The 18250-nt window shown below is 31.7% G+C and carries 10 protein-coding genes; 2 read left to right on the forward strand and 8 right to left on the reverse strand.

The genetic code is table 11. From position 1 onward, the window contains the following. Positions 1-50: 50 nt before the first annotated feature. From HNV10_RS00915 to HNV10_RS00925, 3 genes are all read right to left on the reverse strand, one after another. Positions 51-980, reverse strand: coding sequence for a mevalonate kinase family protein (locus HNV10_RS00915; RefSeq protein WP_173299453.1), 930 nt, complete (start codon positions 978-980; stop codon positions 51-53). Between the two features lie 34 nt (positions 981-1014). Next, positions 1015-2145 carry a diphosphomevalonate/mevalonate 3,5-bisphosphate decarboxylase family protein gene (locus HNV10_RS00920; protein ID WP_173299454.1) on the reverse strand — a complete coding sequence of 377 codons (1131 nt, stop codon included), beginning with the start codon at positions 2143-2145 and terminating at the stop codon, positions 1015-1017. Positions 2146-2243: 98 nt separating this feature from the next. Further along, positions 2244-2777 carry a DUF1697 domain-containing protein gene (locus tag HNV10_RS00925; RefSeq protein WP_173299455.1) on the reverse strand — a complete coding sequence of 178 codons (534 nt, stop codon included), beginning with the start codon at positions 2775-2777 and terminating at the stop codon, positions 2244-2246. A 218-nt stretch (positions 2778-2995) separates the two neighbouring features. Here HNV10_RS00925 and HNV10_RS00930 point away from each other — a divergent pair, with 218 nt between their 5' ends. Beyond that, complete coding sequence (locus HNV10_RS00930; RefSeq protein ID WP_173299456.1) at positions 2996-5272, forward strand: response regulator; 2277 nt, start codon at positions 2996-2998, stop codon at positions 5270-5272. Here the strand turns inward: HNV10_RS00930 and HNV10_RS00935 are convergent. Both HNV10_RS00935 and HNV10_RS00940 read right to left on the reverse strand, forming a co-directional pair. Further along, positions 5239-6456 carry a BaiN/RdsA family NAD(P)/FAD-dependent oxidoreductase gene (locus tag HNV10_RS00935; protein WP_173299457.1) on the reverse strand — a complete coding sequence of 406 codons (1218 nt, stop codon included), beginning with the start codon at positions 6454-6456 and terminating at the stop codon, positions 5239-5241. The genes HNV10_RS00930 and HNV10_RS00935 overlap by 34 nt on opposite strands. Before the next feature lie 33 nt (positions 6457-6489). After that, positions 6490-10170, reverse strand: a complete 3681-nt coding sequence (locus tag HNV10_RS00940) for a metallophosphoesterase (RefSeq protein WP_173299458.1) — start codon at positions 10168-10170, stop codon at positions 6490-6492. Positions 10171-10386: 216 nt separating this feature from the next. Between HNV10_RS00940 and HNV10_RS00945 the strand changes: the two genes are divergently transcribed. Then, positions 10387-11604, forward strand: a complete 1218-nt coding sequence (locus tag HNV10_RS00945) for a Pycsar system effector family protein (protein WP_173299459.1) — start codon at positions 10387-10389, stop codon at positions 11602-11604. 1 nt (position 11605) lies between these two features. On the opposite strand, the gene HNV10_RS00950 is transcribed toward HNV10_RS00945, so the two are convergent. The 3 genes from HNV10_RS00950 to HNV10_RS00960 form a co-directional block, all read right to left on the reverse strand. Then, positions 11606-13978 (reverse strand): GAF domain-containing protein, encoded by a 2373-nt coding sequence (locus HNV10_RS00950; RefSeq protein WP_173299460.1) that lies wholly within the window; start codon positions 13976-13978, stop codon positions 11606-11608. A 98-nt stretch (positions 13979-14076) separates the two neighbouring features. Then, positions 14077-16197, reverse strand: a complete 2121-nt coding sequence (locus HNV10_RS00955) for a glycoside hydrolase family 97 protein (RefSeq protein ID WP_173299461.1) — start codon at positions 16195-16197, stop codon at positions 14077-14079. A 302-nt stretch (positions 16198-16499) separates the two neighbouring features. After that, positions 16500-18176, reverse strand: a complete 1677-nt coding sequence (locus HNV10_RS00960; RefSeq protein ID WP_173299462.1) for an alpha-amylase family glycosyl hydrolase — start codon at positions 18174-18176, stop codon at positions 16500-16502. Between the last annotated feature and the right edge of the window lie 74 nt (positions 18177-18250).

Raw genomic sequence — 18250 nt, forward strand, 5'->3', positions numbered from 1 at the left:
GGTAAATCTTGAAAGAACACTTAAAAAACGTTCAGTATAACTAAATTGATTTAGAAATTATATACAACCTCTAACTTCTGACCTTTTAAAGCTTCCTTTGCTTTATCTATATTTTCAGTAAAGCCTAGGATATAGCCTCCACCTCCAGAACCACAAAGTTTTAAATAGTAATCATTAGTTTCAAGTCCATTTTTCCAAAGCTCATGAAACTGAGAAGGAATCATTGGTTTAAAGTTATTTAGCACCACCTTAGATAATTGCTTTGTGTTTTTAAATAAGGACTTTATATCGCCTTTTAAAAAATCATCTACACAAGCATCTGTATGTTTTATAAATTGGTCTTTTAGCATGCTACGGAAACCTTCATTCTTCATGTTTTCCATAAAAATACTCACCATTGGTGCAGTTTCACCAACAATACCACTATCTAATAAAAACACAGCACCTTTACCATCTGTTTGCTGAGACGGAATACCTGTAGCTTCAATATTATCTTTAGAGTTAATTAAAATAGGAAGGCTTAAATAACTATTTAAAGGGTCTAAACCAGACGATTTTCCGTGAAAAAAAGATTCCATTTCAGAGAATATCGTTTTTAACTTCAATAACTTTTCACGTGTAAGATTTTCTAAAACGGTAATCTTATCCGAAGCATATTTATCGTAAATAGCAGCAACTAAAGCTCCACTACTTCCTACGCCATAACCTTGAGGAATTGAAGAATCAAAGTACATGCCTTTATCAACATCATTTTGCAGTGTATCAATATCAAAAGCTACTAATTCTTTATCAAGATTTCTCAAATAAGCCACATAACGCACTAAACTTTCGTTAGATTTTATAGCGTCTTGACTAGGGTTTTTATCTACTTTTAAAGCACCATTATAAAAATTATAAGGAATAGATAAGCCTTTAGAATCTTTTATAATTCCATATTCGCCGAATAATAAAATCTTAGAGTAAAATAATGGTCCCTTCATATATAGTGTGCAATTACTTTAACAAATATACGTATTATAATTGTATTTGGTTTGCGCCTTGTCCGATTTGGTCGCAAATGTAATGACCATTTTGGCAAAAGCTAACCAATTCATCCTTAATAAATTCAAGGACATTTTCTTTTTCACTTTCCGGATAAAGGACATGAACATTTGCACCTGCATCTAACGTAAAACAAACCTTAGAATCTGTTTTTTCTCTAAATGCCCAAATTTTATTAATAATCTCTAGCGTATTTGGTTTCATTAATATGAAATACGGCATACTCGTCATCATCATGGCATGTAGCGTTAATGCTTCACTTTCAACAATTTTTATAAATTCGTTTAAGTCACCAGAAGCTAAAATAGTTTTCAATTTTGCTAAATTAACATGGGCTTGATCAAAACGTTCTTTTGCAAATGGATGACCATACATTAATTGATGACCAACGGTACTGCTCACTTGCTTTTCGCCTTTATCGACTAATAAAATGGTGTCTTGATAGTTGCTAAAATTTGAATGCACATCACCTTTAAATTTTACACCATATAAATCAGAACTTTCCGCTATACTCTCATTTTTTCCCCAAACTACAAGTTCGCCTTCTATACTTCTGCAAGCGCTACCAGAACCTAACCTTGCTAAGAATGATGCTTTTTGGTTAAAGTGAGATTTAGCTTCGCTGAACTTACGTTTCTCGTCACTCATACTTCGCTCTGTCGAAATGACATCAGCTTTAAGTTCTTGTTCAATACTCATTAAACAAAGTGCTATCGCACTCATGCCAGATGCCGAAGATGCAATCCCAGAACTATGTGGAAATGTATTTGATGTTTCTATTTTAAAATGATAATCCTTTAAAAAAGGCATATAAATTTCAATACGCTCAAAAAAGGTTTGAATTTTTGGTTTGAAAGCTTCGTTTTTTTCACCTTCAAAATAAATATCGAAACTAAAACCTTTCTCTTGCTTCTTAGTATATGTGATTTCAGTAATGGTTTTACAGTCTGAAAGTGTAAAACTTATAGATGGGTTTTCTGGAATTTGATGTTTCTTTTTTCCCCAATATTTTACCAAAGCAATATTACTTGGTGAAGCCCATTTTACGGAACCACTTTCTATTGTTGAATTGTAGGTTTTAAGAATAAAGTCTTGTTCTGTCATTGTACACTAAATATCTGACCAAGATTGCCTTGAGGCAGCCTTTTCAATTGCTTGTAATTATTATTTGCAAAAATAAGTAATTTCTATAGGTTCTTACTTTATTCTTCCGACAATGCGAGTAGTTTCACCATAGTTTTATAGTTTCTGGCAGTAGCATGGATATTCAACTTTTTTTCAAAATAACTAAGATTGAATTTTGCACGACCATAACCTTTAGCACAAAACAGATAAATACAGTCGTTAAGAATTACATAGTCATCATCTGGATATGTTTTTTGAGAGGCCTCATTAACTAACATCTCATCAGGAACGTCACTTAACATTACAAAATAACTTTCTGATTTTTTCTGATCTGCAAAAGGACAATTATTGAAAATAGTCAATAATTCCGCTCTAGTTCTCACCAAAACAGGAACTTTAAATCCAAAATGATCTAAGATTGAGTTTTGAATAGTTTTTTCTAATTCTTTTGAATCCTCATTAATAGATTGAAAAATAACATTACCACTCTGAATGTAAGTTTTTACATTTAATAATCCTGAATTACTTAACAATTCTCTTAGCTGAACCATTGGCACTTTTTTGTGTCCACCTACGTTAATTCCTCTTAGTAGCGCTATGTAAGTTTGCATAAATTAAAATTGTTGATATTAAATAAACAAATGTAATACCATATCCGTACTTAACATCATCATAATATTTGATAATTATCACCTAAAATTAGATAAATTTTTGTGTTTCTGAACCTAAATTTAGATACAAAAAATCCGTAAAACGCAAATAAAAACGATTAATGACGTTTTATTTTATAAAAAATTGTAGTTTTACCGAACCCTAACCGATTACTAACATGTGTTTTACCAAATTGAACACTGTTTTATTATTATTTATAAGCCTAACCACCAGTGTTTTATGTGCGCAAGCACAAGAATCGCTTATAATCAATGATAGCAGTTCTTGCTCTTTTAACAGTCGTAAGCTAGACTTACTCGTTAAAAACGACAGTCTTTATCAAGCAACCATTCTCATTAACAATGCAATTAGTTTTTCTAAAAAATACAATTTAAAGAAAACTGAAGCTAAATCTTATAATGCTTTAGGTTTTGTATTGACTAAAATGTCAAACTTTAAAAAAGCTGAAAACTACCACGAAAAGGCATTAACAATCTATGATTCTCTTAATGAGAACAAGGGAATAGACATCTCTTATTCTGGTTTGTTAAATGCCTATGTATTAGAAAAAAGCTATACTAAATTTGATAGCCTTTTTCCTATAGCTCAAAAAACATCAAAGAAACTTAATAGTGAAACATACTTTATAAATCTTGAGTATAAAATTAAAAAAGACTATTTCAGTTTTGATAATGCCAGTATGTTAAATTATAGCGATTTCGGATTAAAAGCTATAAAGAAAACAGATTTTGACACCTTAAATTTTTCTAAAAATTATAGAACAAAGGATTTAAAAAAGAACTTAATGCTATCCTTTAAATATTACAATGCTATTGCTCGCGTTAAATTATCGAATTTTAATCCAGACGATTACGAGCCCTTGTTTTCAATAAACGAAGAAGAGCTTAAAGACCTAATTACCACAGATATTAATTCTTATAGAAAAATAGCCTCCTTAAATTATTACAAATACCTTTATTATATTAATAGTCAGAAAAATTTAGATTCTGCTAATAAGTATTTACTTAAATCTGACACCTATAAGTATCGTGCACTAAATAATTTAGAGATTCAAAATACCAGAAATGGTGAGTTAATTTACAAAATTATAAACGCTGAGCAAGAACTAGCCTTAGCAAACGAAAACCGTAAAGAAGAAGCAATCAACTCAAAGATATTTCTATTTAGTACTATTATAATGAGTATTGTTTTGGCTATAATATTAACTGTCTTCTACTTTTACTTTAAAGCCAGAAAGAATGTCATAAAGATTAATAAAGCATTAAAAAACTCCAATTCTAAACTTATTGAAATTGACAAAGACCGATTAGAATTTTTCTCTATTCTAAGCCATGAGTTACGCACACCAATTTACGGCATTAGTGGTTTAGCAACACTTATTGACCAAGAAAATGATAGCGTAAAAAAGCAATCGTATTTAGATTCATTAAAGTCATCGAGTAATTACTTATCCATTTTAATTGATAACATTTTACAAGCCAATAGACTTAAATTTGGTAATAAAACCCTTCGATTGAAACCAGATAAAATCGAAAAAATTGTTAGCCACGTTGTGAGCACAGTTGCAATAGCTGCTAAAAATAAAGATTTAGAACTGATAGTTAATATTGACAAATCAGACGAGAGTGAGTATATTTTGGTAGATAAAGTTGCCTTTAGTCAAATATTAATCAATTTGGCTTACAATGCTATTCGTTACACTAAAAAGGGCTCTATAACCATCAATGTTATTGAAAAAAGCAGAAAAGATGAGGAAATCACTTTAGGTTTTGAAATTAAAGACACAGGTATTGGCATTAAAGAAGAACACAGGTCTGTTGTTTTTAGTGCTTTTGAAAACAAGACGTTTTTAAATAAAAACAGTAGTGGTTCTGGTTTGGGATTATATATTGTAAAGACCTTATTAAAAAGCCATAATGCTGATATCGATTTTGTATCCACACCAAACAAAGGGACTTGTTTTTTCTTTGAAATAACGTTTCAGCTTTCTGTGTCAGAAGAAAACAAAAGTACACCTACACTTTTAGTACATAGAGATATGCATGTTCTTATTGTTGATGACAATAAAATCAACTTATTAATTACAAAAAAGAATATTGAAAAAATTGCTGGCTATAGCTGTCAAACTACCTCCAATGGTAAAGAAGCTATTTCACTTGTAAAAGAGAAGGATTTTGATTTAATATTAATGGATATTAATATGCCAGAAATGGATGGTTATGAGGTAACAAAGCATATAAGATTGTTAAATCCTTATATACCGGTTTTAGCACTTACTGCATTAAACTCTTCTGAGATTTCTGTGAAAGCTGAAGCTTCTGGAATAAACCAGATTATTACAAAACCTTATATTTTTGAAGATTTCAAAGCCATAATTCTATCTTATCGCACAATGTATAATCAATGCAACATTATAGATGCTGAAGCAATATAAGCGCCTGTCCATGCATTTTGAAAATTAAATCCACCTGTTACGGCATCTACATTTATGACTTCGCCTGCAAAATAAAGATTAGGAATTCGTTTACTCTCAAAGGTTTTAAAATTTACTTCTTTTAAATCTACGCCTCCTGCAGTTACAAATTCTTCTTTAAAGGTACTTTTTCCTGTCACCTGAAAAATGGCCTTTGTTAATTGCTCTGCTAAATTTTCTAATTGCTGTTTATTAATGTCTGCCCAACGTTCGTTTTCACCAATATTAGCTGCTAAAATTAGTTGTTTCCAAAGACGTTTTGGCAAATCGAATTGTGCTGAATTAACAAGTGTCTTTTTAGCAAACTCTTGTTTGTAATTTTTGAGTTTATCTAAACAACTCTCAGTATCTAAGCTTATAAAATTAACTTCGATTTTAAAGTTATAATTGCGCTTTGCTAACGCCACAGCACCAAATGCAGACAATTTTAAAATAGCTGGTGCACTCATACCAACATGAGTGATTAAAAGTGGACCATTAGATTCTAAATCAGTGCCAACAACTTTTATTTCGGCATGTTTTGCAACAACACCAGGAATATCTTTAATCCGTTTATCTTTAATATCAAAAGTAAAAAGCGATGGTACTGGTTGTATAATGGTGTGTCCTAAATCTTCGAGTAATTTCCAGATTTTAGGATTACTTCCTGTAGTAACTAATAATTTTTTAGATTCAAAAATACCTTGAGAGGTTTCAATTTTAAACCCATTGTTTAAAGGATGAATTGCTTTAACAGCATGGTTGTATAATAGCTCTACATTATGTTTTTTTGATTCATTTAAAAAACAATCTATAATGGTTTGTGAAGAATTTGAAACCGGAAACATTCTACCATCTTCTTCAATCTTTAATTCTACACCACGTTCTTCAAACCAAGCAATGGTATCTCCTGTCATAAAATTATGAAAAGGTCCTAAAAGTTCTTTTTCGCCTCTTGGATAATTTAACACTAATTCTGATGGAATAAACTCAGCGTGCGTAACGTTGCAGCGTCCTCCTCCAGAAATTTTTACTTTTTGTAGACCTTCTTTACCACGTTCTAAAATGGCAACGGACAATTTGGGATGTTGCTCTGCAATATTAATTGCAGCAAAGAAGCCTGCAGCTCCTCCTCCAACTATAATTATATCTTTATGAGTATTCAATGTTTTGATTTTATTTTTATGATGACCAGATGTTTAAAATGCAAAGCCCAATCTAAAAGCCAAACGCAGACCTTCATCACTATTAAAAGCAGATAAGTTTAGTGTTAATAAATCTGCAGCATTAGCAAATACGCCACCTCCTAAAGATGTATTCCAAGTTTTAGAATCTTCGTTATCTATCCAAACTCTTCCATAGTCAAAACCACCATATAAGCCAATTTTTAATGGCATAACACTTGTGCGCACTTTTCTTAAATTTAGCCGTAAATCGGTGCTTTGAACAAAGGCACTCTTACCATTAAATCTTTGATTTCTGTAACCACGCAAACCGTTATCTGCGCCTATTGTTGCACCTTGATAAAACTCATAATTATCACCCAAGTTAAAATGTCCACTCATTTTAGTCGCTAAAACCAATTGACCATTTGGCACTAATTTATAATCGAATCCTAGTTCTGGAATAAGATAACCAAAGCCTTTTGAGGTATCTGTATTATTTCTAAATCCAGCTTGTAAACTAAATAACATTCCTAAGGTAGGAAACGCTTCATTATCTGAATTAATAAATTGATAGGTTGCATCTGCACCATAAAAATTATTTGAAACTTCAGTATTATCGCCTATTACTACATCATTAATATATCTGCCTTCGGTATCTTCTACTTCAATAGCTTCATAAGTTAATCCGAATTTAAAGCTTGCACCATATCTACCATTCCATTTTAAGGATGGTTCAAATTTTAGAGTTCTTAATTTTACTCTATTATAATCTAAGCCTACATCTAACCCATCGTTTTTTTCTGCTTCTGGGTTTAAAGATTCATTACCACTTCCAAAGAAATTAAAAGCATAATTAGGACTCGTAAAACGAGCGTCTAAACCTAAATTAAAATTACCAATGACATTAGCAAATTCACCTGTATAATTTAATTCAAAACCTTCTGTTGCAAAATAATAAGATGCTGAAAATTGGTGCTGCGTTGTAAATGGATTGCGCTCAAAACCATAGGTTGTATAAACATCCACAAACCCAAATTTAAAGCCATCATCTGGGTTTGCACCAATAGAAGGAATGATTTGGTTGGTGCTATTTTTTAACTTTTTATAATCATAAACATTTGTCTTATAGTCATCAGAAAACTTTTTATTGCCTTTATTTGTTACAATTGTATTTTTCTTTGATTTATAATCGTAATACTTAACACGCTTGCCGTTTTCAATAATATATTTATCGTTATTCTGGCCACCAATTAGTATCACTTTTATTAAATTTTCGCCTTCCCCTTTTACTTCAAAAACATCATCATCGTCTAAAGCATATATCCAAATTTCTTTTGTTTCATTTCTATGGTATATACGCTCATGAAACTTATCTTTCTTCTCTCCTTTTTTTATGCGATAGGCTGTAACTTTAGTTTGTCCGTTTGGCATACGTTCTATATCAAACCAATCATCTTTATTTGTTCCTTTTATTACAGCATACTTGTTTACTAATTCAAAATATCGATTAGATATATTTTGAAGATTAGCACGTCTTGCTTTCAACTTTTTCTTAATATCTTCTACGGTATTACCTTGCATCTCTTCTGGCATGTTTAAAAATGCTTTTTCAATAATATCATCTGTAATATTCTGTTGAATATGTTTTACTTGAGCATCCCAAACAGCTTTTCCTGATTCTGAAATAAGCTCCATATCTATAGGGTAAGGCTCCACATTAACGCCTTTTACATCTACCAAATCATCTGAATATTTTCTCAACAAACGAGCCGTTGGCATTAATTTAACTGCTGTCCCTAAAAGAAAACCATCTGACATTTTGGAGAACGCTTGATCACGATCTCTTGGCATTGGTCTGTATATTTTTTTTCCGTTTTCTTTAAACTCAATCCATCGCCATTGGTCTTGATGCCTATCCCAATCTCCAATAAGCATATCGAATAATCTCGCTTTTATATAAGCTGCTTCGTCTATTTTAATATCCTCGTCTTTATGGATTTTTTTCATCATATCGTTTGTGGATAATAATTTATTTTGAAACCCAAAACTAGCTTTATCACTATGACCTTCTGAAGTATGTTCTTCAATCATATAAAGTTCATCGCCATATTCATCATTATATTGTCCTAATCGTTCTTGCTTAGGCACAAAATACAAAACAGGATTTGTGTGATAAACACCTATAGCATCAGCTAAATCACCAATAACCAAAGGAGCGTACGGATGAGAACCTGTAAATACGTCTAAAATTAAAGCTTCAGTTGCTGTATCATTAAACTGACCTTCTATATATTGATCTTTAAAAAGGACAGCTTGCAAATATTGAAGGGCTTGTTTACGGACGGCTCGCATAACATATTGTGTACCGTTTTTATCTTCTAATCGTAACGATTTAGATTGATTTCCTCCTCCTTTTTTAACAGGAATTAATCCTCCAAACAAGGTGTCTAAACTAACATTTGGAGCCTTAACCTTGGTACTGTATTGTTTCCTGTAACGTTCTCCCCAAATAAATTTACCGAAACCACTAACATCAGTTTCGTCTTCAGAATAAATAGAAGCCAACGTATGAGACGCATAATTCTCTTTGTATTCTTTTGGTGTTTCTGGCTTATTTTCTGGAAACACTTCTGTTTCAAAAACAACAGCGTCCTTATCGGCAGAGAAAAAAGACACGTGTGTTGAGCCATCTTTGTATACAATTAGTTTAGCATAACCAAGAGTTCCGTAACCAAAAACACCACTGCCCACATTACGAACAGCCGAAACTTTAGAGCCAGCACCTGACACTATTTGGTGTAAATTATCTTCAACTAAATATTGTAAGTTATGCTCATGCCCAGAGACAAAGACTACCTTTTTATTAACTTGTGCTAACGTTACTAAACGACTTTGTAACTCATTATAATAATGATTTTGAAGATCTACATTTGCAATACCGCTTGTTTTTCTAATCACATTTTTAAGAGTGCCTAGCACTGGGATTGGTGTCATATGACTTCCAAAACTAAACTGTCCTCCATGAGAACCATTTGTAAACATTGGATGATGTAGTGCAATTATGGTTGTTTTACCTCTGGCCTTTTTCACTAAGCTACTAAACTCATCTAAAAAACCTTGTCTTGTTTTAATATCACAGTCGTCATTTATGGTTGGTTGGTCATTCCAATTATTGATGTACCAATGTGTATCTACTAAAATCAGTTCAATTTCATCTGAAATATGAATTTTATCTATTGAACAACCATCCTCAGGTAAAAAACTATCTTTACCAAGTGCTTTTTCTACTATTTTCTCTTGGTTTTTTAAACCTTTAATATCAGAATACCAATCATGGTTTCCTGGAATAAAAATAGTTTCGCCTTTAAAATTTTTAACAGCTTCTGTTTGAATTTGGATTCTGTGCTTTGCTAACTCATACCCTTCTGAAGATTCTTTAGGCAGACCTTTTGGGTAGATATTATCACCTAAAAAAATAGCAGTACTATTTTTATCTGCCCTTTCTAATTCTGCCTTAAATGCTTTTAAAGCTTGGGAGCTTTCGCTAAGATCAGAATTACCAGCATCACCAATTAAGTAAAAACTGTGCTCTATTTCTTTATTAATTGGTAACGGTTTTTCAGAACCTAAAACAACTTGTTTTTTTAGTGTTGCACAAGCATTGAAACCAAAAAGTAAAACTAAAAAAAAAGCGAACCTAAATACTAACTTCATAAAAAACAGGGTTGGTTATCAAAAATACAAATTAATAGTTCTAATCTTCATGCTATTAAAAAAATAGGACAATATGTGATTATTTTAGAAAAACCTCGTGTTAATAATAGTCCAAAAAGTATTTATTAACTTGCACTTTAAATAACTTAAATTGAGACGGCTAATTTTTCATTTATAAAGCTAAAAACTCTTAAATTAGATTCATATTTATAGCATATGGAAAACACAATACTAGAAGCAGAAAAATACGTTATATCTTATTTAAATAATAATTTAGACGCCTCATTTGTGTATCACAACCTTGCTCATACACAGCGTGTTGTAGATAAAATAAATGAACTTTTAGCAGAAACTCCATTAAGTGATACTGAAAAAGAACAATTGTTAATTGCAGCTTGGTTTCATGACACTGGGTTTACAAAAACCATTGAAAATCACGAAAAAGAGAGTGTAAAAATAGCCACTGAGTTTTTAGAATCTCATAATATCTCTAAAGAAAAAATTGACGCCATTTCTGCTATTATCCTTGCTACTGAAATGGATTATCAGCCAAAAACCCAACTTGAGGGTTTTATTAGAGATGCTGATTGCGCTCATTTATCGAGTAAAAATTATAATGATTATGCTGCTTTACTTAGAAAAGAATGGGAATTAACCTTAGGTAAAAAAGTATCTAAATCAGAGTGGATACAAGAAAATATTCGTTTTTTAACCAACCATACTTTTCATACCGATTTAGCAACTAAAAAATGGGAAAAACGAAAAGGCAAAAATCTAGCTAGCCTTTTAAAAAACCAAAACAAGGTTAAAACGAATACCCAAAAATTAAAACAGAAAAAAGCAGAATTAAACTTTAAAAAAGAAAAGTTAGATTTGCCAGATCGTGGTATTGAGACTATGTTTAGAGTTGCCCTGAGAAACCACATTACTCTAAGTGACATTGCAGACACAAAAGCTAATATTTTATTATCTGTAAATGCAATTATAATTTCTTTAGTGTTATCTAATTTAGTATCTAAACTAGATAATCCAACAAATAATTATTTAATTTGGCCAACCTTTATTTTTGCTTTATTTACTGTTATATCTATAGTTTTATCTGTTATAGCAACAAGACCAAATGTTACAAGCGGAAAATTCACAAAGGAAGATGTTGCCAATAAAAAAGTAAACTTATTATTCTTTGGAAATTTCCATAAAATGAAACTCCATGAATTTGAATGGGCTATGCAAGAAATGATGCAAGACAAAGAATATCTCTACGGCTCATTAACTAAAGATTTGTACTTTCTAGGTCTTGTATTAAACAGAAAATATAAAATATTACGACTTACGTATACTGTATTTGCTGTTGGTATAATTGTGAGTGTAATTGCCTTTGCTGCAGCTTTTCAAATTGCAGGTGTAGAACCCCCAATCTCAGCGCTACCTTAACTTAAGCTTTAATTTCTTTCATTAAATCATCATAAGTATAGAAAGCTTTATCGTCCTTATCTTTATGGTATAACACATTGACTCTAATAGCTTTTAAACCTGTTACAGCTTGTAAATCTTGGAGTTCTACAATTTCTACATCATCGCCTAAGTACTTCTTTGCTTGTAAAAATTTTACATATCTTAGATATTCTCTTTCATCTTCTTTCTGAGAATAAACAATACTAATCTTTCCTTTTTGAGTAACGCGTTCTTCCGTTCCCTTTACAAAAGCCTTATCTACACGCTTTTTTACAATCTCGTATCTTGCATTATATGTTCCGTCTACATCAAACTGTTTTTCATCCATTCTAAAACTAATAGATAATGGTTGGTTAAATACCAAAATCATTGAAGCTACATCTAATGCTACCGGAAAATCAGATTTCATTTGGTAATAAGCATTTTCCATTTCTACCATAACTTGGAGTTGCCATAATCTCAAATTATAAAGGTAAATAGGATTAAAACTATCTTCTTTTGTAATAGACTCTCCAATGTACATGTTATGTTCTACACCATCCGTTTTAAAACGCTCATAATAATGCGGATACATAAGTTGTGCTTTCTCTTGTTTTTGATCTAACAAGGATGCCATTTCTTTATTAATTAAAGAAATAGTGTCATCATAATGCTTTCTATGGTGATATAGTGCATCTGTACGATCATCCACTCTTTTAAAATAGACATCTATTTGTTCTTTTAGGTCATCAACAATATAGAGATGTTTTAAAATAGGTTCAATGTCATTCTTTATAAATTCTGAAATTTGATGCTCGCTATCAACTTGAAAATGCGCTTCAATAGCTTCTAAATAGTCATTTATTTGATAGATATATTGTTCGTATATTGGCAGTACTTCAATTTTAGAAGCATTTTGTAAAATCCTTTTTACAGCATTTAATTGCATAGATAAATCTTGCTGTGTCGCCCAATTTCTTGCTTCAGAGGACCCTTTTATATCTATCTGCCCATACAAAGGATAAATATTTTCAAAAGCTATTTTATTAAAACTAGCTTTCTTACCATTCATTTGGTCTTTTATAAAACTTCTAGCTTCTTTTTTAAACCTCCAATGTACACTAGAATGTATTGATGTACATTCTTTTTGGATAATAGCCTCAATTAAATTAGATTCATCATTTTTAGAGCGTTCTACTGCCGTTACTATAAATGGCATTACATCTACCAATTTATTAGCATTAATACTATTTAAAATTTTAGGTTCTTTTGATACAATTTCTAAAATACCCATTAAACCATCATCATTAGCTATTGGTGCAAATATGGCGCTTTTAAAACCTTGATCGCGCAATACTAAGATATGAGGAGCTTTACCTTTAGAACGTTTAAACGATTTATCAACGTCTGAGACCGAAAAGTATTCGTTCTCAAGTAGTAATTTATTATAAGACCATTTACAGAGCGCATCAGAACAATTTTTACTTTCTAAATCATTAAGCAAAAAGCTATTCATACCTACTCCATAGACCCTTTCAAAAACGTCCTCTTCGGCATTATATATAGAAAAACCTACTCTAATATTCTTTAAACCAAATAAGGATTGAAAAATTTCTTGAAAACCGTCCATAAAGCTTTCGTCTTTTCTCTTTTTTTCTCCTATAAGACTCGATTTTATGTTAGAAATAGACTGATCATCGGTTACATCAAAAATATTTGAAATTACAAATCCTTTAAACATATAACTTTGAGGTGGAAATTTTTCTTTCCACAACTCTATGTTTTCAAAATTATCTAATAACTCATTATAATCTTCTTGAGTAATTTTAGGTGCATTTTCTTTAGGAGATATTTCTGTAAAATCTGCGTTATATAAAATCTTGTAATAACGCATTATACCATTAGCGTCTGGAATTTCGTAATAAAATGGACGTTTAAAATTTATATTATAGCCATAACAAACGTTAAGAATAATAGCACATGTAATAATATACCTTTGGTCATCAGGCATATTTTTCATTTCTAATTCAAAATCATCACCAGCTGTTTTTAATATATTTTTAAAACGTTCTGATGAATTAAAAGTATAATGATGATAAGGAATTGAGGCCGTTTTAATCTCATTTTTAGTAAGAATAGGACTAAACGTATCTTGTAGAATACCGTTTATCTCTTTCTCATGAGTTTTAAAAGTCTTAAAATCACTAAACCCATCTCTTAGAATCGGATTTTTTTTTGCGATTTTTAACACACGACGAGCATTGGCAACAATGTAATCATTGTCGTCTTCTATTAAATTCTCGTATTTATTTAATAGTTTATTAAAGCTAATTTTAACTTCAATTGGAGATTCTATGTTATCGTTAATATCCAAAAAAGAGAAATTTTTATATAAGCAAAGTTACAAATATTAAACATAGTCGGTATAAAAAAGAATTACTTACGTTCTTATTTTTATTAAATAGTTAACCACTACCTCTTTAATAAACTTATAGCAAATCCACCACCTTCGGCAAGTTTTATAGTTAATTTTGAATCCTTTTTTAATTCTATTTTCTCTATTTCAATATCTAATGGATTGTCATCCCAATGTGCATTTTCACCATCTTTATAAATTATGGCTTCATAAGTTTCATTATCATCTAAAAAACTAAAATCTAGCTGCAGAGTTCTAGAATTTTCATCTGTAATTCCTCCAACAAACCAATGACCTGTTTCTCTTTCTTTTCTCGCAATAGTCACATAATCACCTACTACTCCATTTAAAACTTTGGTTTCTTGCCAATCTACTCCAACATCTTTAATAAATTGTAATGGCTCAGGGTTAGCTTCATAATGCTCTACTAAATCTGCTGCCATTTGTACAGGACTATAAATCACCACATACAAGGCTAATTGTTGTGCAATGGTTGTATTTACTTGGTTATCCTTTTTATATTCATCGAATTTTATATTGAAAATACCTGGTGTAAAATCTATTGGTCCAGATAACATTCTGGTAAAAGCAACGATTGGCAAATGCTCTGGCGGATTACCTCCATCACTTGCCCAAGCATTAAATTCTTGTCCTCGTAAACCTTCTCTCGATATAATATTAGGATACGTTCTACGTAATCCTGTTGCTTTTATTGGCTCATGCGCATTAACCGCAACCTCATATTTTGCCGCTTTAATGGCAGCATTATTATAATGATTCACCATATATTGTCCATGATGATATTCACCTTTTGGTAAAATTTTACCCACATAGCCAGATTTTACGGCATGCATCCCATATTTCTGCATTAATGCATAAGCCGTATCCTGTTGTTTAGTATAAGTTTCTGTTGCTGCAGAAGTTTCATGATGCATTATAATCTGAACCCCTTTCTCTTTTCCGTAACGCACAACTTCATCTATATCGTAATCTGGATAAGGTGTTACAAAATCGAAAACGCCTTCTCTATCCTCAAAACCAATCCAATGTTCCCAACCTGTATTCCAGCCTTCAACTAAAACACCTCCAATATTATTCTTTGCTGAAAAATCAATAAAATTCTTTACGTTTTCTGTTGTTGCACCATGATGTCCATGGGATTTCCCTCCATCTGTCCATGTACTCATATCTTGCGTCATTCCATAGTCCCAAGAGGATTTACCTAAATGCATTTCCCACCAAACACCTGTATATTTCATTGGCTTAAACCAAGATACATCACCAAGTTTATTTGGTTCATTTAGATTAACAATAAGCTTAGACTCAATTAAATCTGGTGCGTTATCTGTAATTTGAATGGTTCTCCAAGGTGTATTAAACGGCATGGTTTTCTTCACCTTATAATCGGTGTTTTCCGAACCTACTAAATTGCTTTTTAAATTGAGATTTTTAGTGTCAACTTTTAACGTCATACCTGAATAATCTACTAAAGCAGCTTCATGAAAACTAAGATGTATTCCATCTTCTCCAACCATAGTTACAGGTGTATTAACCGCATTTTCTGGTATATAAGTTTGTGCTAAATTTTTATGATTTGCATACTGCAAAGCATCAACTTCAGAAAGGTTTGTTGTGTTATATAAATGTTCGTAAATATCCCAATCTCCAGGAATCCAAAAGGTTTTATAATCTTCTGTTAGGTTGAATTCAGTATGCTCTTCTGTGATAAAAACCTCACCTCTTAATCTTGCTTGTTCTGGGAATTCGTATCTAAATCCAATACCATCATCGTAGACTTTAAAAATGATATTTAAAAAGCGTTCTGGCGAAGTTTTTTCTTGAAGTTCAACTTTTAATTCTTTATAATTGTTGACTACATCTAACTGTTCTCCCCAAGGCATTTGCCATGTTTCATTGAAATCTGCAGTGCTTGTGTTTTTAATAATGAAATTCTTATTAAAAGCTGGTGCATCCTTAAATTCGAATCCTAAATAAGACGTATCTACAACTTTTTTATTGTTGAAGCTTAGGACGTAAAACGGACGACCTTCATTATTAACATTAAAATTAACGACCACTTTTTCATTAGGTGATTTAATTTCTGTGATTCGTTTTTCTTCAGAATTGCATGAGAATAATGCTAATGCAATTGCTAATATTGAAATGTAGGTTTTCATGTTGTATATATTTTAAACCTATTAAATTTTACGAGAGACTGATTGCAGTCGAAGTCAAAATCTAATAGGCTAATTTTAGTTTATTATTAAGCTTTTTTTTAGAGACCTGCTAGGTTTGAAAAAACTGCTAGATCTTGATTTCTTCACTTTATGTTTAGTTTACACCCCTAAAGTCCCCTCAAGGAGACAATGCACTCAGATGAATAGGACAATTGTCCCCTTGAAGGGACTTTAGGGGTGTTTCTTCTATATTTTTTAAATAATCCTACAAGGTTTTTGTAACCTAATAGGATATTAGTTGATTATTTTCTTTCTAACAGCACAATTTCAAATTCTGACGTAATAGTTAAGGTTCCATTTTCAACTGTTGCAGTTTCTCCTGAATAAGCATCATGCAAAACATCACCATCTTCAAAAATTTTAGAAACATCAATCACCTTTTTCCCTTTTTCAAGTTCTAAACCAATAACCACTAAATCTTTAAAATTGCCTTTTTGATAGCTTCTATAAAAATAATAAGGTGCTTCAGTTATCATTTGATGCACACCTGCTCCAATCGCAGGATGCTTAGCTCTAAATTTGCCTAATTTTTGCCAGTGTGTTAAAATGGTTTTTGTTCTAGCATCATTTTTAATAGCATCCCAATTCATAAAAGAACGTAATGTGGCATCACCTTCTGTACCTTCAATAATTAATGGTCTTGCCGACTCACCTCCATAATATACTTGCGAAGTTCCTGGAGACAACAATAACTTATTGGCTGTTACATATGGCTTTTTTCTTTCTGCATCAAACGGACTGCTATCATCATGAGAGCTTAAATAATTTAGTGTTCCAAAATCCTTTAAGTCTCCATTTAAAATATCAGAATATCTTTTAAATAAGGGTTCATAATCCATCTCTTTTGAGTTCCATTTAAACTCAAAATTGATTAAACTATGAAAACTTGGTGGATTGAAATAATTTACTTTTTTATCTCCAAAATCAAAGAATTGACCTCCACTTATACCGTAATTATAAACTTCTCCAACTAAATAGAAATTATTGTTATCTAATACTTTTTTGGGATTATTCTTTTTGTATTCTGCAAAAGCATAATCACACTCCTTTCTAAATTCGGTCCACACATATTCTTCGGTATGCTTTACAGTATCGGCTCTGTAACCGTCAATTCCAAATTCTATAATATAATCAGTAAGCCATTTCATAATATAAAATCGTGGTGCTCTTGGGTAACCAGTACGCTCAAAAAACGCATCTAGTTCTTTTACCTCTTGCTCATAACGACCTTCGGCTTTCCATTTTTCTACCATTTGTGGAGGTAATTCAACATCGTCGTTACTTTCTGTTCTAATATCTGGTAGATTAGCTACCAACGTACAGCTTATGGTATTGGCATAACTATCATAACTACATTGCTGGTCTGTACGCACCCATTCCTCTGGCCAAACTGGATCTTTGTCGGTAACTGGACCTGTGTGATTTATAACGGCATCTAAAACAATACGTATGCCTTTAGCATGAGCTTCTTTTACCAGCTCGTGTAGGTCTTCTTTGGTACCGAAGTTTGGGTCAATTTTAGTCCAATCTTTAGTCCAATAGCCATGAAAACCATAGCTTAAACCCGTACCTTCATTAGTTGCACCATGGATTTGCTCAACAATTGGTGTCATCCAAATGGCATTAATACCCAAATCTGAAAAATAGCCTTCCTTTACTTTTTGCGTTATACCTTTAATATCACCACCTTGAAAACCTCTCAATTTCCCTGGTTTCTTTGTCCTGTTAAAATTGGTATCATTTTCAGACTTTCCGCTGTTAAATCTGTCTGTTAGTAAGAAGTAGAGGTTTGCACCTTCCCAAACAAAAGGTGGTTCTATAGTTTGTTCTGTTTCTACAGCAGCAATCTTGTTTTCCGCGTCCTTGTTTTTGCAGCTCAAAGTAATTAGGATTAGGGTTAATAAAATTAGTTTTTTCATAAGTATTGTTCAAGTAAGTGGCTGTCTTTTTGGTTAAATAAACTTTTAATACCTACAAGGTTTTTGAAACCTTG

The sequence above is a fragment of the Winogradskyella litoriviva genome, from assembly GCF_013249065.1.
Taxonomy (GTDB): domain Bacteria; phylum Bacteroidota; class Bacteroidia; order Flavobacteriales; family Flavobacteriaceae; genus Winogradskyella; species Winogradskyella litoriviva.